Origin of the sequence: Novosphingobium sp. JCM 18896, assembly GCF_025938095.1 — a bacterium.
GTDB lineage: Bacteria > Pseudomonadota > Alphaproteobacteria > Sphingomonadales > Sphingomonadaceae > Novosphingobium.
Genome location: NZ_JAPCZF010000003.1, coordinates 546,296 through 568,957 on the forward strand (window position 1 = coordinate 546,296; position 22,662 = coordinate 568,957).

At 67.3% G+C, this 22,662-nt stretch carries 24 protein-coding genes; 12 read left to right on the forward strand and 12 right to left on the reverse strand.

What is annotated here, in order from left to right:
* Window positions 1-48: 48 nt before the first annotated feature.
* The 3 genes from OLX23_RS12985 to OLX23_RS12995 are packed head-to-tail and all read left to right on the forward strand — an operon-like array spanning window position 49 to window position 1,311.
* On the forward strand, window positions 49-471 hold the full coding sequence (locus OLX23_RS12985; RefSeq protein ID WP_264445417.1) for a limonene-1,2-epoxide hydrolase family protein: 423 nt from the start codon (window positions 49-51) through the stop codon (window positions 469-471).
* The gene (locus OLX23_RS12990; protein ID WP_264445418.1) at window positions 471-854 is read left to right on the forward strand and encodes a limonene-1,2-epoxide hydrolase family protein; all 384 of its coding nucleotides are present in this window, start codon (window positions 471-473) and stop codon (window positions 852-854) included. Before OLX23_RS12985 ends, OLX23_RS12990 begins: the two co-directional genes overlap by 1 nt.
* Before the next feature lie 40 nt (window positions 855-894).
* Window positions 895-1,311, forward strand: a complete 417-nt coding sequence (locus OLX23_RS12995) for a CHRD domain-containing protein (RefSeq protein ID WP_264445419.1) — start codon at window positions 895-897, stop codon at window positions 1,309-1,311.
* 935 nt (window positions 1,312-2,246) lie between these two features.
* On the opposite strand, the gene OLX23_RS13000 is transcribed toward OLX23_RS12995, so the two are convergent.
* The 11 genes from OLX23_RS13000 to OLX23_RS13050 all read right to left on the reverse strand — a co-directional run bounded on the left by OLX23_RS13000 (window position 2,247) and on the right by OLX23_RS13050 (window position 13,888).
* Window positions 2,247-3,461, reverse strand: a complete 1,215-nt coding sequence (locus tag OLX23_RS13000; RefSeq protein WP_264445420.1) for an argininosuccinate synthase — start codon at window positions 3,459-3,461, stop codon at window positions 2,247-2,249.
* 225 nt (window positions 3,462-3,686) lie between these two features.
* A complete protein-coding gene (locus tag OLX23_RS13005; protein WP_319641315.1) occupies window positions 3,687-4,973 on the reverse strand; it encodes a cyclopropane-fatty-acyl-phospholipid synthase family protein in 1,287 nt (428 codons plus the stop codon).
* A 56-nt stretch (window positions 4,974-5,029) separates the two neighbouring features.
* Window positions 5,030-6,319, reverse strand: a complete 1,290-nt coding sequence (locus OLX23_RS13010; RefSeq protein WP_264445422.1) for an SAM-dependent methyltransferase — start codon at window positions 6,317-6,319, stop codon at window positions 5,030-5,032.
* Window positions 6,320-6,362: 43 nt separating this feature from the next.
* On the reverse strand, window positions 6,363-7,112 hold the full coding sequence (locus OLX23_RS13015) for an SDR family oxidoreductase (RefSeq protein ID WP_264445423.1): 750 nt from the start codon (window positions 7,110-7,112) through the stop codon (window positions 6,363-6,365).
* Window positions 7,113-7,195: 83 nt separating this feature from the next.
* Window positions 7,196-7,564 carry a glycine zipper 2TM domain-containing protein gene (locus tag OLX23_RS13020; protein WP_264445424.1) on the reverse strand — a complete coding sequence of 123 codons (369 nt, stop codon included), beginning with the start codon at window positions 7,562-7,564 and terminating at the stop codon, window positions 7,196-7,198.
* 126 nt (window positions 7,565-7,690) lie between these two features.
* Window positions 7,691-8,992 carry a 23S rRNA (adenine(2503)-C(2))-methyltransferase RlmN gene (rlmN, locus tag OLX23_RS13025; protein WP_264445425.1) on the reverse strand — a complete coding sequence of 434 codons (1,302 nt, stop codon included), beginning with the start codon at window positions 8,990-8,992 and terminating at the stop codon, window positions 7,691-7,693.
* 36 nt (window positions 8,993-9,028) lie between these two features.
* Entirely contained in the window at window positions 9,029-9,445 is a 417-nt protein-coding gene (locus tag OLX23_RS13030) for a hypothetical protein (RefSeq protein WP_264445691.1), read from the reverse strand.
* Window positions 9,446-9,829: 384 nt separating this feature from the next.
* Window positions 9,830-10,813, reverse strand: coding sequence for a TauD/TfdA dioxygenase family protein (locus OLX23_RS13035; RefSeq protein WP_264445426.1), 984 nt, complete (start codon window positions 10,811-10,813; stop codon window positions 9,830-9,832).
* Window positions 10,814-10,933: 120 nt separating this feature from the next.
* Window positions 10,934-11,356, reverse strand: a complete 423-nt coding sequence (locus tag OLX23_RS13040) for a VOC family protein (protein ID WP_264445427.1) — start codon at window positions 11,354-11,356, stop codon at window positions 10,934-10,936.
* Between the two features lie 38 nt (window positions 11,357-11,394).
* Window positions 11,395-11,874 (reverse strand): GreA/GreB family elongation factor, encoded by a 480-nt coding sequence (locus tag OLX23_RS13045; RefSeq protein WP_264445428.1) that lies wholly within the window; start codon window positions 11,872-11,874, stop codon window positions 11,395-11,397.
* A 4-nt stretch (window positions 11,875-11,878) separates the two neighbouring features.
* Complete coding sequence (locus OLX23_RS13050; RefSeq protein ID WP_264445429.1) at window positions 11,879-13,888, reverse strand: lytic transglycosylase domain-containing protein; 2,010 nt, start codon at window positions 13,886-13,888, stop codon at window positions 11,879-11,881.
* Between the two features lie 113 nt (window positions 13,889-14,001).
* Here OLX23_RS13050 and dapA point away from each other — a divergent pair, with 113 nt between their 5' ends.
* From dapA to OLX23_RS13080, 6 genes are all read left to right on the forward strand, one after another.
* A complete protein-coding gene (dapA, locus tag OLX23_RS13055; protein WP_264445430.1) occupies window positions 14,002-14,883 on the forward strand; it encodes a 4-hydroxy-tetrahydrodipicolinate synthase in 882 nt (293 codons plus the stop codon).
* 10 nt (window positions 14,884-14,893) lie between these two features.
* The gene (locus tag OLX23_RS13060; RefSeq protein ID WP_264445431.1) at window positions 14,894-15,166 is read left to right on the forward strand and encodes a hypothetical protein; all 273 of its coding nucleotides are present in this window, start codon (window positions 14,894-14,896) and stop codon (window positions 15,164-15,166) included.
* A gap of 106 nt (window positions 15,167-15,272) precedes the next feature.
* The gene (locus OLX23_RS13065; RefSeq protein ID WP_264445432.1) at window positions 15,273-15,689 is read left to right on the forward strand and encodes a hypothetical protein; all 417 of its coding nucleotides are present in this window, start codon (window positions 15,273-15,275) and stop codon (window positions 15,687-15,689) included.
* 80 nt (window positions 15,690-15,769) lie between these two features.
* Window positions 15,770-16,252 (forward strand): SsrA-binding protein SmpB, encoded by a 483-nt coding sequence (gene smpB, locus OLX23_RS13070; RefSeq protein WP_264445433.1) that lies wholly within the window; start codon window positions 15,770-15,772, stop codon window positions 16,250-16,252.
* Window positions 16,253-16,304: 52 nt separating this feature from the next.
* Window positions 16,305-16,880: a DUF2062 domain-containing protein gene (locus tag OLX23_RS13075; RefSeq protein ID WP_264445692.1), complete on the forward strand. Its 576-nt coding sequence runs from the start codon at window positions 16,305-16,307 to the stop codon at window positions 16,878-16,880.
* The gene (locus OLX23_RS13080; protein WP_264445434.1) at window positions 16,877-19,282 is read left to right on the forward strand and encodes an ATP-binding protein; all 2,406 of its coding nucleotides are present in this window, start codon (window positions 16,877-16,879) and stop codon (window positions 19,280-19,282) included. Before OLX23_RS13075 ends, OLX23_RS13080 begins: the two co-directional genes overlap by 4 nt.
* 9 nt (window positions 19,283-19,291) lie before the next feature.
* Here OLX23_RS13080 and OLX23_RS13085 read toward each other — a convergent pair whose 3' ends face one another.
* Window positions 19,292-19,498 carry a hypothetical protein gene (locus OLX23_RS13085; RefSeq protein ID WP_264445435.1) on the reverse strand — a complete coding sequence of 69 codons (207 nt, stop codon included), beginning with the start codon at window positions 19,496-19,498 and terminating at the stop codon, window positions 19,292-19,294.
* Window positions 19,499-19,878: 380 nt separating this feature from the next.
* Here OLX23_RS13085 and recA point away from each other — a divergent pair, with 380 nt between their 5' ends.
* The 3 genes from recA (at window position 19,879) to OLX23_RS13100 (ending at window position 22,661) form a co-directional block, all read left to right on the forward strand.
* Window positions 19,879-20,952, forward strand: a complete 1,074-nt coding sequence (gene recA / locus OLX23_RS13090) for a recombinase RecA (protein ID WP_264445436.1) — start codon at window positions 19,879-19,881, stop codon at window positions 20,950-20,952.
* Between the two features lie 305 nt (window positions 20,953-21,257).
* Window positions 21,258-22,253, forward strand: coding sequence for a sensor domain-containing diguanylate cyclase (locus tag OLX23_RS13095; protein ID WP_264445437.1), 996 nt, complete (start codon window positions 21,258-21,260; stop codon window positions 22,251-22,253).
* 102 nt (window positions 22,254-22,355) lie between these two features.
* The gene (locus OLX23_RS13100; protein ID WP_264445438.1) at window positions 22,356-22,661 is read left to right on the forward strand and encodes a hypothetical protein; all 306 of its coding nucleotides are present in this window, start codon (window positions 22,356-22,358) and stop codon (window positions 22,659-22,661) included.
* The last annotated feature ends 1 nt before the right edge of the window (window position 22,662 follow it).

Consider the following 22,662-nt stretch of genomic DNA (forward strand, 5'->3'; position numbering starts at 1 on the left):
CGCGCCGCCGCCGCATTCTCGCCCGCGAGCCGCGGGGGAGAGCGCGCGATGACCACGCCGTCAGTTCTGGCACCGGCCGAGACCGTCACCCGGTTCCTCGCGATGTGGGAGGCGCCCGGCGGGCTCGACCAGTCGGTGCGCGACTATTTCACGGCCACGACTGTCTGGGAGAACGTCGGCCTCGCGCGGACCACGGGCGTCGACGAGGCGATCGCGCTCAACCACCAGCTGATGGACTCGTTCGGTCTGGCGACGATCAAGGTCGACAATCTCGCGGTGGCGACGACGGGCAGCAAGGTGCTGACCGAGCGGATCGACCACATGGTCGCGGCCGACGGCAGGGTGCTGTTCTCGGCGCCGGTCATGGGGATCTTCGAGATCGCCGACGGCAAGATCGCCGCCTGGCGCGACTATTTCGATTCGGCCGGTGCCGCGGCGCTGATGGCCGGTGCGGGGAAGGGCGAGGGCTGATGTCCGAACTCGGCGATCTCGTCACGCGGTTCGTCACGAGCTGGGAACAGCCCGAGAGCTTCCCGGCCATGGTCGACGCCCATTTCACCGACGACACCGTCTGGGACAACCATGGCGTCATCACCACCAAGGGCAAGGCCGAAGCGATCGCCTTCTTCGAGCAGTTCACCGCGGCGACGGGCATGGCGGCGATGAAGATCGACATGCTCGCGGTCGCCGAGACGGGCAACAAGGTCCTGACCGAGCGGATCGACTATATCCTGAACGCCGCGGGCGAGACGGTGATGACCGTGCCGGTGATGGGGATCTTCGAGATCGAGCATGGCAAGATCACCGCCTGGCGCGACTATTTCGACACGATCAAGGGCGCGCCGCCGGCCTGATGCGCGGCATGCCAACCACTTTCCACGAGGGAGACACCCGATGAAGACCCGCCTGCTGTTTGCCCCCCTGCTGATCGCGGCCGCCGCCGCTACCCCGCTCGCCGCCGCCCAGGCCGCGTCGGTCAAGCTGACCTCGACCCTGAGCGGCGCGGGGGCCGATACCGACGGCACCGGCGCTTTCGCCGCCGAGGTCGACGCCGATGCCGGCGACTTCTGCTACACCCTGACCGTCGCCAAGATCGCCAAGCCGACGATGGCTCACGTCCACACGGGTGCGGCCGGGACCAACGGCCCGCCGGTGGTCACGGTCGACGTCACTGGCACGACCGACGAATGCGTGGCGGTCGAGCCCGACGTGCTCAAGGCGATCGTCGCCAATCCGGCCGGCTACTACGTCAACGTCCACACTGCCGACTTCCCCGCCGGCGCGATCCGCGGACAGCTCGCGACGAAGTGAGCTTGGGCGGGGCCTGCCTCCTCGACACGGGGAGGCAGGCCGCGACACGCCAAACAGAAAGGGGCCGGCATTGCTGCCGGCCCCGCTGTCGCCTGCTTCCACCGTCCGCACGGCCCTACTTCCCCCTTTCGGGCGATCCCGGACGATCAGGAGGCTGGCCGCGGTGATGCTTGACCGAGCACCACCGAGTGCGTTTCGCACCCTGACGACATTGCTGCCGCCTGGTAGCTCTGCATCGTGATGCTCGTCGCATCGGGCCCGATCCTGGCACGCGGTCCCGAGGGGCCGCCCGTTCGGATCGTTTGCGCCTGTCGCCCTGGTCGATCTTTCAGCGCCTTTCGGCGTTCCGGATCGGCAAGGCTCCTACCGGCGGTGCCAATGGGCGATATTGGCCGGCGATGGGTCCCGTCAGGCGGTGGTCGGGTGCCGAGACACCGTTCCTCCGCCTGGCGGTTCCAACCCGATCGCTGCGTTCCGTCAGCTCGGCTTCTCCCGCAGGATTGCTCCTGCCGGCGATGCTTCCCTGCCGTGCCGTTCGGTCGGTTCCCGACCCTGCCGAAGCAGGGCTTGCGAACCTCCCTTTCGGGCCGCGGCGATCCGGCCACCCGTCGCGCGCCTCTCGCGGCATCTGCGGTTCGCCAGGCCCTTCGAGAGAAAGAACGAGGCGTGTTTTCCGACGCTGCTGCGGGCATCGCTGCCGTCTCTTCCGGTTCAGAAATTCCTATCTCTTTCAGGGGTTTATTCCTGAGAGTGATGGGCTTTTCGACCCTTCCGATGACTTGAGGCTGCGCTTCATGCCTGAGTCGTGCAAGGCATTTTTGTGACACTTATCCACAGCCCACTGCAAAGGCAGTGGACAGTGCTGGATAACTTTTCGGGGGTGGTTTGGCCGATGCGGCGAGTCAGAAACGCATGTCCCTGACTCGCCGGGCAAATCAGCGGTCGCGCTGCGCCAGCAGGCGCAGGCGAAGTGCGTTGAGCTTGATGAAGCCCGCGGCGTCCTTCTGGTCGTAGGCGCCGGCGTCGTCCTCGAAGGTAACGTGGCGCTCGGAATAGAGGCTGTTGGGCGACTTGCGGCCGACGACCGAGGCGAGGCCCTTGTAGAGCTTGAGGCGGACGGTGCCCGAGACCTTCTCCTGGCTGTGGTCGATCGCCGCCTGGAGCATCTCGCGTTCGGGGGCGAACCAGAAGCCGTTGTAGATGAGCTCGGCATACTTGGGCATGAGCTCGTCCTTGAGGTGCGCGGCGCCGCGGTCGAGCGTGATCTGCTCGATGCCGCGATGAGCGCGGGCGTAGATCTCGCCGCCCGGGGTTTCGTACATGCCGCGGCTCTTCATGCCGACGAAGCGGTTCTCGACGAGGTCGAGGCGGCCGATGCCGTGCTTGCGGCCGAGCTCGTTGAGCGCGGTCAGCAAGGTGGCGGGGCTCATCGCCTCGCCGTTGAGCGCGACGCCGTCACCCTTCTCGAAGTCGATCGTGATATATTCGGGCGCGTCGGGCGCGTCCTCGGGATTGACCGTGCGCGAGTAGACGTAGTCGGGGGTCTCGTCCCACGGATTTTCGAGCACCTTGCCCTCGGACGAGGTGTGCAGGAGGTTCGCGTCGGTCGAGAACGGGCTCTCGCCGCGCTTGTCCTTCGGTACCGGAATCTGGTGCTCTTCGGCGAACTTGATCAGCGCGGTACGGCTGGTCAGGTCCCATTCGCGCCAGGGGGCGATGACCTTGATCGACGGCTCGAGCGCATAGGCCGACAGCTCGAAGCGGACCTGGTCGTTGCCCTTGCCGGTGGCGCCGTGCGCGACCGCGTCGGCGCCGGTTTCCTTGGCGATCTCGATCAGCCGCTTCGAGATCAGCGGGCGCGCGATCGAGGTGCCTAGCAGATAGTCGCCCTCGTAGCGGGCATTGGCGCGCATCATCGGGAAAACGAAGTCGCGGACGAATTCCTCGCGCAGGTCGTCGATGTAGATGTTGCTGTCGGGCAGGCCCATCAGCTTGGCCTTGGCGCGCGCGGGCTCGAGCTCCTCGCCCTGGCCGAGGTCGGCGGTGAAGGTCACGACCTCGCAGCCGTAGGTGACCTGCAGCCACTTCAGGATGACCGAGGTGTCGAGGCCGCCCGAGTAGGCGAGAACGACCTTCTTGATGTCCGACATGGCATTGCGCTCCGAAAGAATTTGCGGCGGCGCCTAACAGGGTGAGCGGGGAGTCGCAAGCGGAGGGCTGGGCCACCCTCATCCAAGCTTCGCTAGCCGCTGCCGCGGCAAGCTGCGCTACCTTCTCCCGCCAGCGGGAGAAGGCGTGCTCTTCTCCTCTCCCGCTGGCGGGAGAGGTGCGAGACTTGCTGAGCGGAGCGAAGCTAGTCGCAGCGGTGAGGGTGGTTACTCCGCCGCCACCTTGAACTTCGGATCGAGATGCCACTCGGGCGTTTCCTCCGATGCCGAGAGCCGCGCCGCCTCGTGGATGATGTAGTCGCGCGTCATCGGCACAGCATCGCGGCGCTTCACCGACTGGATCTGGAAATTGACCATGCCCGCGCCGCGGAATGACTGTTCGGCGCCGACGAGGTAGAACTGCCACATGCGGAAGAAGCGCTCGTCGTAGAGCTCGACGATCTCCTTCTCGTGCAGCTTCACCCGCTTGTACCATTCCTCGAGCGTGTAGGCGTAGTGATAGCGCAGCACCTCGACGTCGGCGACTTCCCAGCGCGTGCGCTCCATCGCGCCGACCATCTCGCTCATCGCGGGCAGGTGATGGCCGGGGAAGATGTACTTGCGCGACCAGGGATCGTCGCCGCCCGGCGCGCCCTTGCGGCCGATCGTGTGGGTTAGCATGATGCCGTCATCGGCGAGCAGTTCGTTGCACTTGGCGAAATACTCGTCGTAGTGCCGCGCGCCGACGTGTTCGAACATGCCGACCGAGCTGATGCGGTCGAACGGGCCCTGGACGTCGCGGTAGTCGATCAGCTGGAACTTGACCTTGTCCGCCACGCCCAGCGCCTCGGCGCGCTCGTTGGCGAACTTGACCTGGTCGGGCGCCAGGCTGACGCCGAGCACTTCGCAGCCGTAGTGCTTGTTGTAGAACAGGCCCATGCCGCCCCAGCCGCAGCCGATGTCGAGCACGCGCAGCGGCCTGGTGTCGGGGCTGCCGTCGGGCTTGGGGCCGAGCCGCAGCTTGGCGGCGATCAGCGCCTTCTTGTCGATCTGCGCACGTTCGAGGCTGTTGCCCGGCTCGCGGTAGAAGGCCATCGAATACTGGCGGTCGACATCGAGGAACAGTTCGTAGAACTCGCGCGTCAGGCCATAGTGGTGGACGACGTTGGCGCTCGCCCTGTCGCGCTTGTTCTGCTCCCACTTGTAGAGCAACTGGTCGAACTTGCGGCGCAGCGCGCCCTTGGGCTTGAGCACGGAACCGCCGCCGAGGCGGTTGGCCTGGCCCATGACGAACAGCACGAAATCGCGGATGTCGTGCGGGGCTTCGATCACGAGGCGGCCCTCGGTATAGGCTTCGCCCGCGCCCATGCGTGGATCCTTGGCGATGTGCATCGCCGCGCCCTTGTCGGTCAGGCGCGCGGCGATCGTCTCGCCGCCCCCCGGTCCGTATTCGTAGACCTTGCCGTCATGGTCCGTGAGAACGAGCCGACCCTCGCGGATCAGCTGGCGGAGCATCTTGTCGAGCAACCACATAGGGCGCGGAGGTTAGCCGCCCGTGCCGCGGTTGCAAGTCATTCGGCGGCCTGTTGCGCGTCCGGCGCGAGATGCCAGGCCGGCGGCGTGTCGCTGGCGCGCAGGCGAGCGCTTTCCTCGTGGATGTAGTCGCGCGTCATCGGGATCGCGTCGCGGCGCTTCACGTACTGGAGCTGCCAGTTGACCATGCCGCCATAGCGGAAGGCCTGCTCGGCGCCGGCGAGGTAGAACTCCCACATGCGATAGAAGCGCTCGTCGTAGAGTGCGGTGATCTCTTCGCGGTGGAGCTGGGTGCGGCGGAACCACTCTTCCAAGGTATGCGAATAGTGGAAGCGCATGGCTTCGACGTCCATGATCTGCCAGCCGGCCTTCTCGCTTTCGACCACCATCTCGGACAGCGCCGGGATATAGCCGCCGGGGAAGATGTATTTGCGCGTCCAGGCGTCGGTGATGCCCGGGCCGTGGGCGCGGCCGCAGCAGTGCGAGAACATGACGCCGTCGGGCTTGAGCAGCTTGAAGGTGTGCTCGTAGAACGCCGGATACTGCGGGGTGCCGACATGTTCGAGCAGGCCGACCGAGGTGATCCGGTCGAACTGGCCCTGGACGTCGCGGTAGTCCATCAGCTCGAACTTCACGCGGTCCGAGACGCCCGCCTCGGCCGCGCGCTGGCGGCAGAACTCGATCTGGTCGGGGGCAAGTGCGACGCCGAGTACGTCGACGTCGTAGTGCTTGTGTAGGTAGAGCGCGAGACCGCCCCAGCCGCAGCCGATGTCGAGCACGGTCTTGCCCGAGCTCGTCGCCTTGTCGAGGTAGAGCTTGGCGGCGATATGCGCCTTCTTGTCGAGCTGGGCCTGTTCCAGGCTGACGTCGGGCGTGCGGTGATAGCCCATCGTGTATTGCCGGTCCTCGTCGAGGAACAGCTCGTAGAGCCGGCGGGTCAGGTTGTAGGTGTGCTCGGCATTGCGGCGCGCAGCGCGCTGGTTGTTGTAGCTGTCGACCTTCGAGGCCAGGCGGAACGCCAACTGGCGCAGCGGGCCCTTGGGGCGGTAATGCGTCTCGTGGTCTTCCTCGGCATTGCGCGCGACGAACAGCACGAGGTCGCGGATGTCGTGCGGCGCTTCGATCAGCATCCGCCCGTCCATATAGGCCTCGCCCGCGCCCATCTGCGGATAGCGCGCGACGTGCATGGCCGCGCCCTTGTCGGTGAAGCGGAGGTGGATCGGGACCTCGCCCTCGGGCCCGTAGACGTATTCACGCCCATCGTGATCGGTGACGACAAGCCGGCCCTTCGTGACCAGCCGGCTCAGGAACTTGTCCAACAACCACATGAAGCGCGAGACTATCGCGGCTTCGCCGCGGCGCAAGCGGCGATTATTCGCGCGCGAGGAACAGCACGTCGCGCGGCTGGGCGAGCAGGTGCTGGCCCGAATCGACGAACAGCGTCTCGCCGCTGGCCAGCCAGCCCTCGGCCAGGAACAGCGCGGCCTGGGCCAGTTCCTGCGGATCGGTCAGGCGCTGCAGCAGGTTCATCCGGCCGCTGGTCAGGTGTTCTTCGGGCGCCTGGTCGAAGCTCGGCAGCATAGCGCCGGGCGCGAGGCCGTAGACGCGGTCGGCCGGATCGGCCTGGGCCATGGCCATCATCCGCACGGTCGATGCGAAGGCGTGCTTGGCCATCGTGTAGGAGAAGAAATCGGGATTGGGATTGGCGATCTTCATGTCGGTGAGATCGATCACGCGGCGTCCCGTCTTGCTGCGGGCCTTGGCGAGAAACACCTGGGCCATGCGCGCCGGGGTCGCGGCGTTGACCGTCACGGCTTCGTGGAAGATCGCCGGGTCGAGGTCCTGCGCGGTGTCGGGGTTGAACACGGCGGCGCTGTTCACCAGCACGCGCCAATCGTCGAGCCGGGAGACCAGCTCTTCGATCAGCGATGCCGAGGCTGCGATGTCGGCGAGGTCACACTGTACGATCTCGGCCGAGGGCAGGGTGGCGGCAAGCGCCTCGGCCTCGTCGTGCGAATCCTTGTGGTGGATGACCACGTGCCAGCCGGCCTGGCCGAAGGTTCTTGCGATGATCGCGCCGATGCGCCGGGCGCCGCCGGTGACGAGGACTGCGGGAAGCATGAAGCCAGCCAAGCACAGGCCAAGGCGTTAGGAAACCGGGAAAATGGCCGCCCCGGCGAAAGTGCGCCGGGGCGGTACTCGTGTCAGCGGCAGCGCAGTCCGCCGCGGTCGATCTCGCGGCCGAGCAGGGCACCGCCGGCACCGCCGAGCAGGGTGCCGAGCATGCGATCGCCGCGGGTGTCGATCGCGCGGCCGAGCAGGGCGCCGGCTGCGGCGCCGACGATCAGGCCGGTCGTGCCGTTGCCGCGCTTGCAGTAGTAGCGGCCATCGTTGCCGCGCCAGACGCGGTCGTTGCGGCCCAGGCGGTGCGGTTCGCGATAACGGCCGTTGCTGTCGTAGAGACCCTGGGCGCGGCGGCCGTGGGCCGGGGCCCAGTGCGGCGGGTCGGCGAAGACCGGCACGGTCGGCAACGCGACGGCGGCGAGCGTCAGGGCGAGAAGGGTCTTACGCATGATCGGTGTCCTCATGTTGTTGTGCTTTGTGCTGGCCCGCGTTCGGGCAGGGCACCTCAACCGAGGATGAACGGATCGTTGTGTGCAGATTTGTACGGTGAGCCGAACTTCGCGCGCGACGAATGGTCAGCCGAGCGCGGCTTCCTTCTCGGCGTAGAGCCGTTCGAGTTCTTCGCGGTCGCGGGTGGCGCGGCTCTTCTTCTCCGCCGCGGTCTTGAGCTGACCGCAGGCGGCATCGATGTCGCGGCCGCGCGGGGTTCGCACCGGGGCGCTGATGCCGGCCTCGAAGACGATCTCCGAGAAGCGCTTGATCCGCTCGGGCGACGAGCACTCGTAGGAAGCGCCGGGCCAGGGGTTGAACGGGATCAGGTTGACCTTGGCGGGCAGCTTGTACTGCTTGATCAGGCGGACGAGCTCGCGTGCGTCGTCGTCGCTGTCGTTCTTGTCCTTGAGCATCACGTATTCGAAGGTGATGCGGCGCGCGTTCGAGGCGCCGGGATAGTCGGCGCAGGCCTGGAGCAGTTCCTCGATGCCGAATTTCTTGTTGATCGGCACGATCTCGTCGCGGACCTCCTTGGTCACCGCGTGGAGCGAGACCGCGAGATTGACGCCGATCTCCTCGCCGGCGCGCGCCATCAGCGGCACGACGCCGCTGGTCGACAAGGTGATGCGGCGCTTCGAGAGCGCCAGGCCTTCGCCGTCCATGACCAGCCGCAGCGCGTCGCGGACGTTGTCGAAATTGTAGAGCGGTTCGCCCATGCCCATCATGACGATGTTGGTCAGCAGGCGGCCGTCGGCGCGGTAGTCGCCGCCGTCCTCGTCTTCCTCGGCGCCGTCATCGGCGGCGAAGGCGAAGTCCATGCGGCCCTTGGGCCACTCGCCGAGCGCGTCGCGCGCGAGCATGACCTGGCCGACGATCTCGCCCGGAGTCAGGTTGCGCACCAGGCGCATCGTGCCGGTATGGCAGAAGCGGCAGTTGAGCGTGCAGCCGACCTGGCTCGACACGCAGAGCGTGCCGCGGTCGGCGTCGGGAATGAACACCATCTCGAAGTCGTGGTTGTCGGCGGTGCGGAGCAGCCACTTGCGCGTGCCGTCGTTCGAGATCTGCGCCTCGACGATCTCGGGGCGGCCGACGATGAAGCGCTCGGTCAGCCAGGGGCGCATGGTCTTGGCGATGTCGGTCATCGCCTCGAAATCGGTGACGCCGCGGTGATAGAGCCAGTGGTAGACCTGCTTGGCGCGCAGCTTGGCGGCCTTGGCGTCGAGCCCGGCTTGCTCGAACAGCGCGGCGATGTCCTTCTTGGGCAGACCGAGCAGGTCCAGGCGGCCGTCCTCGCGCGGGGTGATGTCGCGCGCGACGGGGAGCGGGTCGATGTGCCCGGGGATCTGCATCAGGCCGGTGGCCTGTGAAACGTCAATATCTGTCATGGGAGCGGCGCATATAGCCGCATTCGCGCCGGATTTCTACCTCTGCTGGACGCAGCCGATCGCGGCCGCGTCCATGGCCGTGGCGGCCCCGGCCAGTGGCCAGGTGTTGGAGAAGCCACCGCCCTTGGCGTCGCGCGCCGAAACGGTCATCGCGTTTGCCGAGCGCATGGCGGCGACGATCGCCGCGTCCATCCGGCGGTCAACCGCCCAGGCATCGCCGCCGCCGCCGGTCAGCGCGAAGCGCTCGCGTCCGACCGTCAGCACGATCCGCGCGCCGGGCATGAGCTTGCGCGACAGGCGCAGGTGCACCTGGCCGCGCACCTCGCGCCGGGGCCAGGTGCCGATCGAGGCATAGGGCTGGTAGTCGCGCTGCTTGGTGCTCGGCTCGGCCATGGCGATCGCATAGCAGCGCGGCACCGCCGGATCGCGGAAGGCGCCCCAGGTCGAGAACATGCCCAGGCTGTCGCGGGCGAGCGCGGAGGTGGGGGCGAGCACTAGCGCGCACAAGGTGACAAAGGTGACAAAAGTGACGGGGGTCGCGGAGAGAAAACCGGAGCGCGAAAGGCGGCGGTCGGGTGCCGCGTGCTTTTCGAGAGGGAGGGTTTTTCCGGCCATTTCCCGGCTCTTCGCAGAATCTGTGCGTGTAGGAAAGCTCGGCGCTCGGCTGCGGCCACCCTCATCCAAGCTCCGCTAGCGTCCTGCGGACGCAAGCTGCGCTATCCTTCTCCCGCCGGCGGGAGAAGGCGGCTTCCTCTTCCCCTCTCCCGCTGGCGGGAGAGGGAGCGAGACTTGGCGAACCGCAGGCGAGCCTAGTCGCAGCGGTGAGGGTGGTCGCTCTCAAGCCACCTCGCGGAACACCTCGCCGATCTTCTTGCCGTCCTCGAAATAGCCGTGACCGTAATCGCCCTTGATCGTCGTGCGCAGCGTCTGGCGTTCGTACTGCGCGTCGCAGCCCTCGACCGCGTGGACCATGCGGTGGTTGTCCCAGATCACCAGGTCGGTGGGCTTCCACTCGTGCCAGTAGGCGGCGTTGCCCGTGCCCTGGCGGTTGATCTCGTGGCAGACCGCGTCGTAGACCTTTTCGAACTCCGGGGTCTCGTTGTGCTCGACGCCGACCGACATCCACGGGCCGATGTGCAGCACCTTCTCGCCGGTCTCGCGCGTCCAGACCGCGGGATGCATCGCGCGCGGGAAGATCGCCACTTCCTTGAGCAGTGCGAGCATCGGCGGCGACGTGTCCTCGAAGGCCTTGAAGTTCACGCCGAAGCGCTGCTTGGTCAGCCGCGTGTCGAGCGTGTAGATCACGTTGAGCCCTTCGATCTGCGCAAGCAGGTCCTTGGGGAAGTTCTTGTAGAGCTCGATCCCGTCCATGAAGCCGGTACGGCCGCCCTCGGGCGCGACGATCGGCGAGCGCAGGACGCCCGCATAGTTGAGCTCGTCGTTGTAGCAGTGGTCGAAGTGCCAGGGCGAGAAGCGCGCGAGCACCTGGCCATCGATCTCGACGAGGCCGCCGGCGTCGTTGTTCCCCTTCTTGGGGTCGTAATGCATGTCGATCACGCCCTCGGCCTCGTCGCCGGTCTCGCCGTCGCGCGGAGTCGACTTGGTCGGGTGGTCCTTGAGCGGTCCGAAGATCTTGCTGACCGCGACCTGCATCTTCGCGCTGGGTTCCATGTCCTCGAACACGATCATGCCGCGCTCGACGAAGACCGCGGCGATCCGTTCGCGCACCGCCGGATCGTTTATGATGTCCCAGTTCAGGCCCGCTATCCGCGCGCCGAAGGCATGTTCACTGCTGAGTTCGCTGACCTTGATGTCGGCCATGTTCCAGTCTCCCAACCGGCGTCGTCACGGTTTGCCGCGATCGATCGCATCCGCACGACCTCGTGCTTTTGCACAAGGTGACGAGCAAAACCTAACCCGTCGCGGCGAGCGGGACAATGGTCAGATGCCGAAGGTGACGTGGCCCTCGGCATCGATCGGCCAGGCGGGATTGAAGGCGATCTCCCAGGAATGACCGTCGGGGTCGGCGACATAGCCGCGATAGCCGCCGTGGGGCGGGGCATCGGCCTTGCGCAGCAGGCTGCCGCCGGCCGCGACGAGCCGGTCGATGAGGCTGTCGACCGTCGCCTCGTCAGGCGCGTTGTGCGCGAGGCTGAAGGCGCCGGGGCCGTCGCCGCCGGGCCGGCGCATGTCGTCCTCGAGCTGCGGCCGCAGCCAGGTGCCGAGCATCAGCCCGTTCATCTGGTAGAAGACGACGTCGTCGTTCTCGAACACCGGCTTCCAGCCGAAGCCCTCGACGTAGAACCGCTTCGAACGCGCGAGATCGGCGATGCCGAGCGTTATGACCGAGATCTGCTGCTGCATGTCACGACCAATGCGCGAGCCGTCGGCCCGGTTCCGCTTCAGGGATAAACGATCGCGACGACTTCCCATTCCTTCTCGCCGCCCGGCAGATGAACGCGGCGCAGGTCGCCGATCGCCGCGCCGCGCAGCGCGCGGGCCAGGGGGGCGCTCCAGCCGATCTTGCCGAGGCTCGCGTCCTGCTCGTCGTCGCCGACCAGGGTCAGCACGCGCTCGTTGTCGTCCTCGTCGGCGATCGTCACCGTTGCGCCGAACCAGGCGCGGCCCTTGTCGGCCTGCGCCGAGGGATCGATCACGCGCAGCTTGGCCATGCGCCGGGCGAGGTGTGCGAGCTCGCGGTCGATCTCGCGCATGCGCTTGCGGCCGTAGAGATAGTCGCCGTTCTCCGAGCGGTCGCCATTGCCCGCGGCCCAGCTGACGATCTCGACGATCGCCGGGCGTTCGGTGCCGAGCAGATGATCGTAGCGCGCGCGCAGGCTTGCCATCCCCGCAGGGCTGATCGGAGGTCCGTCGGGCTTCATCGGATCAGCCCGGCGTGCGCTTGCCGATGAAGTGGCTCAGCGGCGCGGCGCCGCTGTAGCGCGCGCGATTGGGGTTCATCGCCTCGTAGACCACGGCGTTTTCGAGCACGCGCTGGACGTAGTTGCGCGTTTCGCTGAGCGGGATCTTCTCGATCCAGTCGATCCAGTCGACGCCGCCCTGGCGCGGATCGCCGTTGCTGCGCAGCCACTTGTTCACATTGCCCGGACCGGCGTTGTAGGCGGCCACCGCGAGCGGATAGGAGCCGCCGAAATAGTCCATCATGCGGCCGAAATAGCCGTCGCCGAGGCGCAGGTTGTAGATCGCGTCGGTCGTGATCGCCGAGGGGCTGTAGGCGAGGCCGATCTTGCCCGCCTGCTCGCGCGCGGTGCCCGGCATCAGCTGCATCAGCCCGGCCGCGCCGGCGTGGCTGATCGCGTTCATCGAGAACTGGCTCTCCTGGCGGCTGATCGCGTGGACCATCGTCCAGTCCGAGCCCGGGGGCGTCGGGATCAGCGGGAAGGAGATCTGGTTGAACTTGTCCATGCCTTCGGAATGGGCGGCCTGGCCGAGGATGACGCCGAGGTCGCGGCGGCCGAGGCTGCTGGCCAGTTCGGCGACGAGGACGTGATCGCTCTCGCTGACCGCCTGGTCGCTGATCTCGCGGAAGAAGCGGACCGTGGTCTTCCAGTCGGCACCGCGTGCGACCTCGCGCACGGCCTGGGTGATCGGCCGGGCCATGAAGGCCTGACGCTCGGCCGGGGCAGGGGTGACCGTCGCGGCGTGCGACAGCGGCGGCACCGGTCGGCCCAGGCGTTCGAGCGCGAGCATGCCGTAGAAGGCCGTGGGGTGCGCGGCGGCCTGTTCGAGATAGCGGTTGGCTTCGGCCGACTGGCCGCTGCGCGAGGCCGCGACACCAGCCCAGTAGAAGCCCTTGGCGCGCGTCTGCGGGGTCTGCGCGGCGGCGCCGTAGCGGTAGAACAGCGGCGCGGCCGAGCCGGGGTTGTTCATCGCCATGGCCTTGGTGCCGCCGAGCCACATCAGCGAGGTGTAGTCGTCGCGGATCTTGTAGGACATGCGGCTGACGTCGGTGCCGGGGGCGAAGGTATCGTCGATCGAGGCGGCGATGCGCACCGCGCTCGCCGAGTCGGCGCCGCGCGCGGACGACAGCAGCTCGGTGATCCACTTCTCGGGCTCGAGCGGCGGGGTCTGCGCCGGCGGGCGCGTCGCCAGCATCTGCACGGCCGAATAGGCATTGCCCGAACGCCGCGCCTGGCGGACGCTGGCATAGATGTAGCCGGCATCGCGCAGCGCGTCGCCGGGCACGGGCAGGCCGAGCTGCCCCGGCGAGGAGCCCTGGTTCAGCGCCAGCCGCGCGTTGAAGCCCGCGCGCGCGGCGGGCGAGACATAGGTCATCTGCCGCGCGGCGGCATTGGCGTCACCCGCCCAGAGCAGCGCGTTCATCCGCGCGTCGTGGTCGGCCTGGGTCAGGCTCTGGCCGAGCAGCGCGAAGATCGCGGCCTCGGACGCGTCGTTCATCACGCCGCCGCGCCAGGCGACGAGTGCGACGCTGCGCGCCTCGGGCCGCTGCAGCGCCGCCAGCGCCAGGGCATAGCGCGCACGCGCGCCGTTGGTCAGCGGCGGGAAGCGGTCGAAGTAGGCCACGAGCCGGCGCAGGTCGGGCGATTCCCGGTCGAGCGCCTTCTCGGCATAGGTGCGCAGCTTGTCCTCGTCGGGCAGGCCCGGATAGGCGAGCAGGTAGCTGGCATAGGTCTCGAAGCCGAGCACGCCGGGCGATCCGGTGAGCTGGCGCCACTGCGCGATCGCCGAGGCCATGCCCGTGCTCGGACCCGCGGCGAGCTGCTGCCGCGCGCGGTCCCATTCGCCCCCATCACGGCTGGCGTCGCGGCTGACGTCACGGTTGGCATCGCGATTGGTGTCCTGGCAGGCCGCGGGCGTCGAAATCGAAGCCAGACCCAGGAGCAGCACAAGAGGAGTCGCACGCATGCTGGACATAGAGGGGCAAGGCTCCTTATCAGGCGCTGAATGAAATAACCCGACCCCGCCGGTCGGCCGGATCTTTTTACGGATCAGGCGGTCGTCATGGGGCAAGTGCAGGTGCAAAGTCCATGTTTTCCGGTTCCATTCCCGCCCTGGTTACACCGTTTCGCGATGGAGCGTTCGACGAGGCGGCGTTCCGCAAGCTGGTCGACTGGCAGATCGAGAACGGTTCGTCGGGCCTGGTCCCCTGCGGCACCACGGGCGAGAACTCGACGCTGTCGAATGCCGAGCATCACCGCGTGATCGAGGTCTGCGTCGAGCAGGCCGCGGGCCGCGTGCCGGTGATCGCCGGTTGCGGCAGCAACGACACGATGAACGCGCTGCTGCACATGAACTTCTCGAAGAAGTGCGGCGCCCAGGCCGCGCTGCTCGTCGCGCCCTATTACAACCGCCCGAGCCAGGAAGGCCTGCTCGCGCACTTCGGCTACCTCGCCGAGCACAGCGACCTGCCGATCGTGCTCTACAACGTGCCCGGCCGCACGGTGACCGATCTCAAGCCCGAGACCGTCTGCGAACTGACGCGTCGCTATCCGGGCCGCTTCGTCGCGATCAAGGATGCCAGCGGCGATCTCAGCCGCGTGACCGATCACCGCATGGGCATCCAGGGCGATTTCGCCCAGCTCTCGGGCGATGACGAACTGGCCCTGCCGTTCAACGCCGCCGGCGGCGTCGGCTGCATCTCGGTCACCGCGAACGTCGCGCCGCGGCTCTGCGCCGATTTCCAGGCGGCCTGCGCCGAGGGCGACCTCAAGAAGGCGCGCGAGCTCAACGACAAGCTCTATCCGCTGCACTACGCGATGTTCGAGGATGCCTCGCCGGGGCCGTGCAAGTACGCGCTGGCCCAGGTCAACGACTGGATCGGTGACGAACTGCGCCTGCCGCTGGTGCGCCCGAACGATGGCGCGAAGGCGGCGGTCGACGCGGCGCTGAAGCACGCCGACCTGCTCTGAGCGCCGCGCCGTGCTGCTGCTGGCCACGTTCGACCTTTCGTCGGCAGATATCGAGGCCTTCGACGCCTACGAGGCCGCCGTGCTGCCCCTGCTGGAGCAGCACGGCGCCGCGCTGAAATACCGCGTGCGGTCGCTCGACAACGTCTTCGAAATCCATCTGCTCGAATTCGCCGACCAGGCGGCCTTCGACGCCTATCGCAACGATCCCGCCCGGCAGCGGCTGCAGCCGCTGTTCGAGCGCAGCGGCGCCGAGGCCGCGCTGACGCCCGTCGTCGGCCTCTGACCGGCGAACAGCCTGTCGGCATTTCGGGTCTGCGTTCGCTGGGCTTGCGGCGCGCGGCGGCTAGTCCGACACTCTCCTGCGAATCACGAGAACGCAGGAGAGAGACATGTCGGGAAACTGGACCACGCAGGCCGAGATCAGCAGCCCGCGCGCGCAGCGGGCGATGGCTTATGGCGACAAGATGGCGGCGATCGTCAATCGCCAGAGCGACGACAGCTGGGATGCGCTGCTGCCGCTGATCGACGCGAACCGCTTCGTGCGTCGTGGCAACGAGCGCACCGAGATGGACTGGCCGAGCTATCGCGCCATGCTCGAGCAGTGGGGCGCGCACAGCCAGAAGTACGAGAAGGACCTGCACCGCGCGAGCGAGGTGGGGAATCTCGTCTATCTCGACCTCGACGAGCGCGCGACCGCGGCCGACGGCTCGGTCAGTTCGCTGCGATCGTTGTCGGTCTACGAGTTCGACGATGCCGATCGCATCGTCGCGGTCGACGTCATCATGGGCTTCCATCAGCCGCAGTGAACGGATGAGACGGGCCAGGGGAGGTCGGAACGAAATCGCGCCTTTTACAAAGCGCGTCCGATCTCTACATCCGCCTCACCATGGCCCGCCCGCATCACGCAGAATTCGACAAGCAGAAGACCGTCGCCGAGAACCGGCGCGCGCGGTTCGACTATTTCATCGAGGACAAGTTCGAGGCGGGCATCATGCTCACCGGCACCGAAGTGAAGAGCCTGCGCTTCGGCGAAGGCTCGATCGCCGAGGCCTATGCGGAGATCCGCGGCGGCGAGGCCTGGCTGGTCAATTCGAACGTACCCGAGTTCAGCCACGGCAATCGGTTCAACCACGAGCCCAAGCGCCCGCGCAAGCTGCTGCTCAACGCGCGCCAGATCGATCGCCTGCACGGGGCGGTCGAGCGCAAGGGTATGACGCTGGTGCCGCTTTCGATCTATTTCAACGGCCGCGGGCGCGCGAAGGTGGAACTGGCCCTGGCCAAGGGCAAGAATGCCGCCGACAAGCGCCAGACGGTCAAGGACCGCGACTGGAAACGTGAGCAGTCGCGGATTATGCGGGATCACGGTTAAGGTTAACGTCAGTTGTCTCTGCGATAGCAGGGGCATGGCCACACACGGAATCATGCAGAACCGATTTGCCTCCTGGTTGCATCGCGCGATGCCCAAGCGCGAAGAGCTCGAAGCCAACCGCTTCGTGGCGCCTTTCGCGCGCCGGCAGGAGCTTTGGCGATTCACCCGCCGCTCGGTGCCGCGCGGTGTCGCCGTCGGGCTGCTGATCGGCATTTTCGCGCTGATTCCCGGGGTGCAGATCGTCGGCGCGGCGCTGATGTGCGTGCCCTGTCGCGGCAACATTCCGATCGCCGCGGCCATGACCTTCCTGTCGAACCCGCTGACGACGCCGCTGATCCTGATCGCCTCGGCCTATATCGGCAACAAGCTGGGCTTCCACGCCGACATCTCGACCCTGATGTCGATGGTCGAGCATAGCGCCGGCCTACGCGAGTGGACTCGCTGGCTGTTGTCCGATGCGGCGCCGGCGCTGCTGATCGGCCTGTTCGTCATTTCGGTGGTCTCGGCCGCGGTCGGCTATCTGATCTCGTCGTTCTTCTGGCGCTGGTGGATCGGCCACAAGCGCCGCACGCGCCAGGAAGGCCTCGCCATGCCGCGGCCGCCACAGCCGGCCGAACTGCTCGAATGATCGGCGACGCTCCCGCACGCAGACCGGCCGACTGGGCCATGGTCGCGGGAGCGCTCGTCCTGAGCCTGCTGCTCATCTGGGCGATCACGCGCGAGCCGCTGGTCGCCGCCGCCTTCGCTGGCGGCCTCGGCGTGCTCGGCGGGCTCGGTTATGTCCTGACGCGTGGCCGCCCGACCGAGGCGCAGGCCGAATTCGCGCTGCCCGACTGGTCGGTGACCGTCGCGGCGATCGAAAATCCCGACATCGCCATCGCCATCATCGATCGCGCGGGCCGGCTCGTCTGCGCCAATGCCCGCTACGAGACCTGGTTCGGCGCCGCTCACGCGCCGCCGCGGCTGCCGGTCGACGAGGCCTCGCTCGAACGCCTCTCGCGCGCTGCGCGTTCGGCCTGGCGCGATGGCCGCGGCGTCACCGACCTGGTCGAGAGCGGCATTGCCGACGGCGGCGTCCATCGCTGGAAGGCCCAGGCCGAACGCACGGGCCGCGGCGACGATTTCCTCGTCTGGCGCTTCGTCCCGATCCTCGCGACCGATCCCGTCGCCGATCTCGTCGAGCATCTCGATGGCAAGCTCGGTCGCGCGCTCGATCGCGCGGGCTTCGCCGCCGCGATCGTCGATCCCGACGGCGTGATCCGTGCCGCCAGCACCGGCTTCGCCACGCGTGCGCTGGGCGACATGCTGGCCTCGCCCGTGGGGCAGGATTTCGTCTCGCTGCTGCAGCAGGAGGACAGCGACCGCATCTCCTGGGCGCGCGAAGGCCGCCGGGGCAATCCGCTGACGCTCTACTACGTTCCGGTCGCCGATCCCGATCTGCCCGGCGAGCCCGATCCCGACACGACCCCGTCGCTGATGCTCGTCGTCGATTCGGGCATTGGCCTCGGCGGTGGCGGGGTCGAGGTCAGCGCCGCGGCGCCGCACCTCGAAGCGCTGCTCGGTCAGTTGCCGCTCGGTCTTGCCATGGCCGATCGCGACGGCCGCCTGCTTTTCGCCAATGCCGCCTTCCTGCGCGCCGCCGGCCGCGAGGGCGAGACGCCGCCGACCTATCCGACCGACCTCGTCGTGCGCGAGGACAAGGGCGCGCTGTCCGATGCGATCCGCCGCTATGGCCAGGGCCCGGCGACGGCTGGCGACATCGCCGTGCGGCTGGCCAGCCAGCCCGACGATCCGGTCTCGCTGAGCCTCGCCGGCGTGCGCGGGCTGGGCGAGGCGGCGGTGCTGCTCGGCCTGACCGACAGCTCGGAAGAGACGCGGCTCAAGCGCCAGGTCGCTCAGGCGACCAAGATGCAGGCCGTGGGCCAGCTCGCCGGCGGCGTCGCGCACGATTTCAACAACGTGCTGACCGCGATCCTCGGCACCTGCGACCTCATGCTGCTGCGCCATACGCCCGGCGATTCGGACTATGACGACATCCAGCAGATCCGTGCGAATTCGAACCGCGCCGCCTCGCTGACGCGCCAGTTGCTCGCCTTCTCGCGCCAGCAGACCCTGCGCCCCGAAGTGCTGCAGCTGCCCGACGTCGTCGCCGAGATATCGCAGATGCTCAAGCGGCTGATCGGCGAGAAGATCCAGTTCACGGTGACCCACGACCGCGATCTCGGATCGGTCCGCGCCGACCCGTCGCAGCTCGGCCAGGTGATCATGAACCTCGTGGTCAACGCGCGCGACGCGATGCCGCGCGGCGGCAATCTCAACCTGATGACCAAGAGCGTCACGGCCTCCGACGTGCGTGGCATGCGCAGCGAGATCGTGCCCGTGGGCGACTATACGGCGCTGATCGTCGAGGATACCGGCTCGGGCATCCCGCCCGAGAACCTCGGCAAGATCTGGGAGCCGTTCTACACGACCAAGGAGCAGGGCAAGGGCACGGGCCTGGGTCTCTCGACCGTCTACGGCATCGTCAAGCAATCGGGCGGCTTCATCTTCGCCGACAGCGAGGTGGGCCGCGGTACGCGCTTCACGATCTACCTGCCCGTCCATCACGGTGCGCCCACCAGCGCGGCCGTGGTCGTCGCGCCGCCGCCCAGCGCCTGGGCCGGTGGCGGCACGATCCTGCTGGTCGAGGACGAGGACACCGTGCGCATGGTCGCCGAGCGGGCGCTGGCGCGGCAGGGCTACAAGATCACCACGGCCTGCGACGGCGAAGAAGGGCTCGAGGCCGTGCAGAGCGGTGGCCAGTTCGATCTCGTCGTCAGCGACGTGGTCATGCCGAGCATGGACGGCCCGGCCATGGCGCGCGAAATCCGCAAGCTGGTGCCCGATCTGCCCGTGCTGTTCATGTCGGGCTATGCCGAGGAGCAACTGCGCCGGCAGATCGACATCGAGAACGTGCACTTCATTCCGAAGCCGTTCTCGGTCCAGCAGATTTCGGACAAGGTCGCGGCGGTGCTGGCCGCGGGGCGCTAGTTCCGCCGATCAGCGGCGGGCTTTGCCGCTGCGCGCGAGCACGATGTCCTGGACGAAGAGGAACAGCTCGAAGCCGCCGATCGCGGCCAGCAGCAGCGGCAGGACCGGCGAGGGCGTGAGACCGAGCGTCAGCGCGCCGAAATAGATCACTGCGATGACGAGGCCGGTCATGGCCGCCCAGACACGCATCAGATCGAAAAGGGGCAGCTGCTTCACGAGACGATCTCCGGGTGCGGACGCAATGTCTTGGCGAAAGGGCTTGCTGCTGCGCGGTGTCCCGGCAGACACCCCTGGGATGCCCCTGTCCGCACGGTCCGCTGCAGCAGCGAGACGCCCCCTATGTGCGGTGGCGGAGCGAGTCCATGCGACCGGGCCCGCGCTTCGACCAAGGTCTAGGGGCTGGTGCGATTTAGCTTTGCCGAGCCCCGGTTTCGCGCTCGGGCGGCTTTGCTCGCTGCTCCCAAGTGGCTGCCAGACAGGCGATTCGTCCGTCTTCGCAGAAAATTCTGTTCCCCTCTTGTTCGGTGAGAACAAACGCGATACATAATGCCTCGGTTGACCTTCCCGGTCGGTGCTCTAGGCAGGAGGACGTGAAAATGGCTGCTCAGCTCAAGCTGATCCAGGAAGGCAAGGAAAAGGACTCCATGGACCGTCAAAAGGCGCTCGAAGCAGCGCTGGCTCAGATCGATCGCGCTTTCGGCAAAGGCTCGGCGATGAAGCTGGGCTCGAAGGAGACGATGAAGGTGGAAGCGATTTCCACCGGTTCGCTCGGGCTCGACATCGCGCTCGGCGTCGGCGGCCTGCCGCGCGGCCGCGTGATCGAGGTCTATGGCCCCGAGAGCTCGGGCAAGACCACCCTGGCGCTTCACGTCATCGCCGAAGCGCAGAAGACCGGCGGCACCGCCGCTTTCGTCGATGCCGAACACGCGCTCGACCCGGTCTATGCCAAGAAGCTCGGCGTCGACATCGACGAGCTGATCGTCTCGCAGCCCGACACCGGCGAGCAGGCGCTCGAGATCGTCGACACCCTGGTGCGTTCGAACGCGATCGACGTGCTCGTGGTCGACTCGGTCGCCGCGCTCGTCCCGCGTGCCGAAATCGAGGGCGAGATGGGCGACAGCCACGTCGGCCTTCAGGCGCGCCTGATGTCGCAGTCGCTGCGCAAGCTCACCGGCTCGATCAGCCGTTCGCGCTGCATGGTGATCTTCATCAACCAGCTGCGCATGAAGATCGGCGTGATGTACGGCAATCCCGAGACCACGACCGGCGGCAATGCGCTCAAGTTCTACGCCTCGGTCCGCCTCGACATCCGCCGCACCGGCCAGATCAAGGATCGCGACGAAATCACCGGCAACGCCACGCGCGTCAAGGTCGTCAAGAACAAGGTCGCGCCGCCGTTCAAGCAGGTCGAGTTCGACATCATGTACGGCGAGGGCATTTCGAAGATCGGCGAGATCCTCGACCTCGGCGTCAAGGCCGGCATCGTCGAGAAGTCGGGCGCCTGGTTCAGCTACGACTCGATCCGCATCGGCCAGGGTCGCGAGAATTCGAAGCAGTATCTCAAGGACAATCCTGAAGTTGCCGACCGTCTGGAAGCCGCGATCCGCGGCAAGACCGACGGTCTTGCGGAGGAAATGATGGCGGGCCCGGACGCGGACGACGACATCTGACCCTTCAAGGAACGTCGCCCGGCTTGCCGGATGCGTTCGAGAAAACGGGACCGGCGCGGGCAGCGAGTGGCCGCGCCGGTTCTTTTCGTTTTGGCTTCGCGGCGCGTGTTCGGCCTGCATCAGGCGCGTGGTCATACCCGTGCCACGGCTTAGACTTTGGTCGAATGCGGTCTCTCGCAGGCGGCGGAGTAAGAAGCCGGTAAGTACGTTTTGTTAAGCCGTGCCCATCGGCATACGGTCAGAAGTGATCGCTGGGGGGCGATGCAACGGACCGGTATGCCGTGGGTGTGGGACGGTGATATCTGATGTCCGATGACAAGCTGAACGACGAAACGGGCCGCATCGCGGCGCTCGCGCGTTACGACATTCTCGACAGCCCGGCCGACGGTGCCTTCGATCGAATCACCGAGCTCGTGCGGGCCGTGCTGGGGGTGCCGATCTGCGCGGTGTCGCTGGTCGATACCGATCGCCAGTGGTTCAAGTCGCATCCCGGCGTCGACGCCTCCGAAACCCCGCGCGAGATCGCCTTCTGCGATCACACGATCCGCGGTCGCGATCCGATGATCGTCTGCGATGCCGCGCAGGACTCGCGCTTCCGCGAAAATCCGCTGGTCACCGGCGAGCTCGGCATTGCCAGCTACGCCGGCGTGCCGCTCGAAACCCCCGACGGCTACAACATCGGCACGCTCTGCGCGATCGACACGCGGCCGCGCGATTTCGATCCGGCGCAGATCGCGATCCTCAAGAGCCTCGCCGCGCTCGTCGTCGATCAGCTCGAACTGCGCAACATGGCCGATCGCGACTCGCTGACCGGTGCGCTGACCCGCCGCGCCTTCGTCGCCGAGGTCGAGCGGAAGATCACGCTGTTCGACCGTGGCCAGCGCCCGGCCGCGCTGGTGATGCTCGACATCGATCACTTCAAGCGCGTCAACGACACCTATGGCCATGCCGTCGGCGACAAGGTCATCCGCGCCGTGGTCCAGGCTTGCCAGGGCACGCGCCGTCCGGCCGATACCCTGGGCCGTCTCGGCGGGGAGGAATTCTGCCTGCTGCTGGCCGAAACCACCGAGGCCGCGGCCATCCAGGCCGCGCAACGCTTCTGCTACGCTCTGCGCCAGCTCGTCATCGACAACGATCCGCCGCTCAGCGTCACCGCGAGTTTCGGCGTCGCGGCGATCGGCGCGGACCGCATGACCAGCGATCTCTGGCTCGCGGCTGCCGATGCCGCGCTCTACGAAGCCAAGCGCAGCGGCCGCAACCGCGTCGCCGTGGCACCGCTGATCGAGACGCGCGCGGCTTGACGTTCACCGGCTGACGGGATCGCTCCGAACCCGAGCCAATCCCGGCGAGAACTGCCGCCAATTCGCCGCAATCCGATGGTCTCCACGCCGTGTGGAGGTCCCATGCCCGCAGATGCCGTACCCGTCCCGATCGAAGCGCCGGCCCCGGTCATCACCGGCCGGTTCAACGTGCTCGGCCCGCCGGTCAAGCCGCGCTGCCCGCCGTCGCCGAGCGGCGAGATCGTCGTCTGCGCCCAGGATAACGAACAGTTCCGCCTGCGCCCGCTGCCCGATCGCTACGAGCAGAAGGACGATCCGCTCGAACTCAAGCTCAGCGAGAACGCCAGCGCCAAGGCCGAGGTCGAGCGTGCCGGCGTCGGCGGCTTCGTCAGCAACCGCATCATGATGAAGATGAAGCTCAAGTTCTAAA

Bases quoted from the DNA above. Each gene is read 5' to 3' on its own strand.
- OLX23_RS12985 (WP_264445417.1), top strand. From the start codon at position 49: ATGACCACGCCGTCAGTTCTGGCACCGGCCGAGACCGTCACCCGGTTC.
- OLX23_RS12990 (WP_264445418.1), top strand. From the start codon at position 471: ATGTCCGAACTCGGCGATCTCGTCACGCGGTTCGTCACGAGCTGGGAA.
- OLX23_RS12995 (WP_264445419.1), top strand. From the start codon at position 895: ATGAAGACCCGCCTGCTGTTTGCCCCCCTGCTGATCGCGGCCGCCGCC.
- OLX23_RS13000 (WP_264445420.1), bottom strand. From the start codon at position 3,461: ATGTCGGACATCAAGAAGGTCGTTCTCGCCTACTCGGGCGGCCTCGAC.
- OLX23_RS13005 (WP_319641315.1), bottom strand. From the start codon at position 4,973: ATGCTCCGCCAGCTGATCCGCGAGGGTCGGCTCGTTCTCACGGACCAT.
- OLX23_RS13010 (WP_264445422.1), bottom strand. From the start codon at position 6,319: ATGTGGTTGTTGGACAAGTTCCTGAGCCGGCTGGTCACGAAGGGCCGG.
- OLX23_RS13015 (WP_264445423.1), bottom strand. From the start codon at position 7,112: ATGCTTCCCGCAGTCCTCGTCACCGGCGGCGCCCGGCGCATCGGCGCG.
- OLX23_RS13020 (WP_264445424.1), bottom strand. From the start codon at position 7,564: ATGCGTAAGACCCTTCTCGCCCTGACGCTCGCCGCCGTCGCGTTGCCG.
- rlmN (WP_264445425.1), bottom strand. From the start codon at position 8,992: ATGACAGATATTGACGTTTCACAGGCCACCGGCCTGATGCAGATCCCC.
- OLX23_RS13030 (WP_264445691.1), bottom strand. From the start codon at position 9,445: ATGTTCTCGACCTGGGGCGCCTTCCGCGATCCGGCGGTGCCGCGCTGC.
- OLX23_RS13035 (WP_264445426.1), bottom strand. From the start codon at position 10,813: ATGGCCGACATCAAGGTCAGCGAACTCAGCAGTGAACATGCCTTCGGC.
- OLX23_RS13040 (WP_264445427.1), bottom strand. From the start codon at position 11,356: ATGCAGCAGCAGATCTCGGTCATAACGCTCGGCATCGCCGATCTCGCG.
- OLX23_RS13045 (WP_264445428.1), bottom strand. From the start codon at position 11,874: ATGAAGCCCGACGGACCTCCGATCAGCCCTGCGGGGATGGCAAGCCTG.
- OLX23_RS13050 (WP_264445429.1), bottom strand. From the start codon at position 13,888: ATGTCCAGCATGCGTGCGACTCCTCTTGTGCTGCTCCTGGGTCTGGCT.
- dapA (WP_264445430.1), top strand. From the start codon at position 14,002: ATGTTTTCCGGTTCCATTCCCGCCCTGGTTACACCGTTTCGCGATGGA.
- OLX23_RS13065 (WP_264445432.1), top strand. From the start codon at position 15,273: ATGTCGGGAAACTGGACCACGCAGGCCGAGATCAGCAGCCCGCGCGCG.
- smpB (WP_264445433.1), top strand. From the start codon at position 15,770: ATGGCCCGCCCGCATCACGCAGAATTCGACAAGCAGAAGACCGTCGCC.
- OLX23_RS13075 (WP_264445692.1), top strand. From the start codon at position 16,305: ATGCAGAACCGATTTGCCTCCTGGTTGCATCGCGCGATGCCCAAGCGC.
- OLX23_RS13080 (WP_264445434.1), top strand. From the start codon at position 16,877: ATGATCGGCGACGCTCCCGCACGCAGACCGGCCGACTGGGCCATGGTC.
- recA (WP_264445436.1), top strand. From the start codon at position 19,879: ATGGCTGCTCAGCTCAAGCTGATCCAGGAAGGCAAGGAAAAGGACTCC.
- OLX23_RS13095 (WP_264445437.1), top strand. From the start codon at position 21,258: ATGTCCGATGACAAGCTGAACGACGAAACGGGCCGCATCGCGGCGCTC.
- OLX23_RS13100 (WP_264445438.1), top strand. From the start codon at position 22,356: ATGCCCGCAGATGCCGTACCCGTCCCGATCGAAGCGCCGGCCCCGGTC.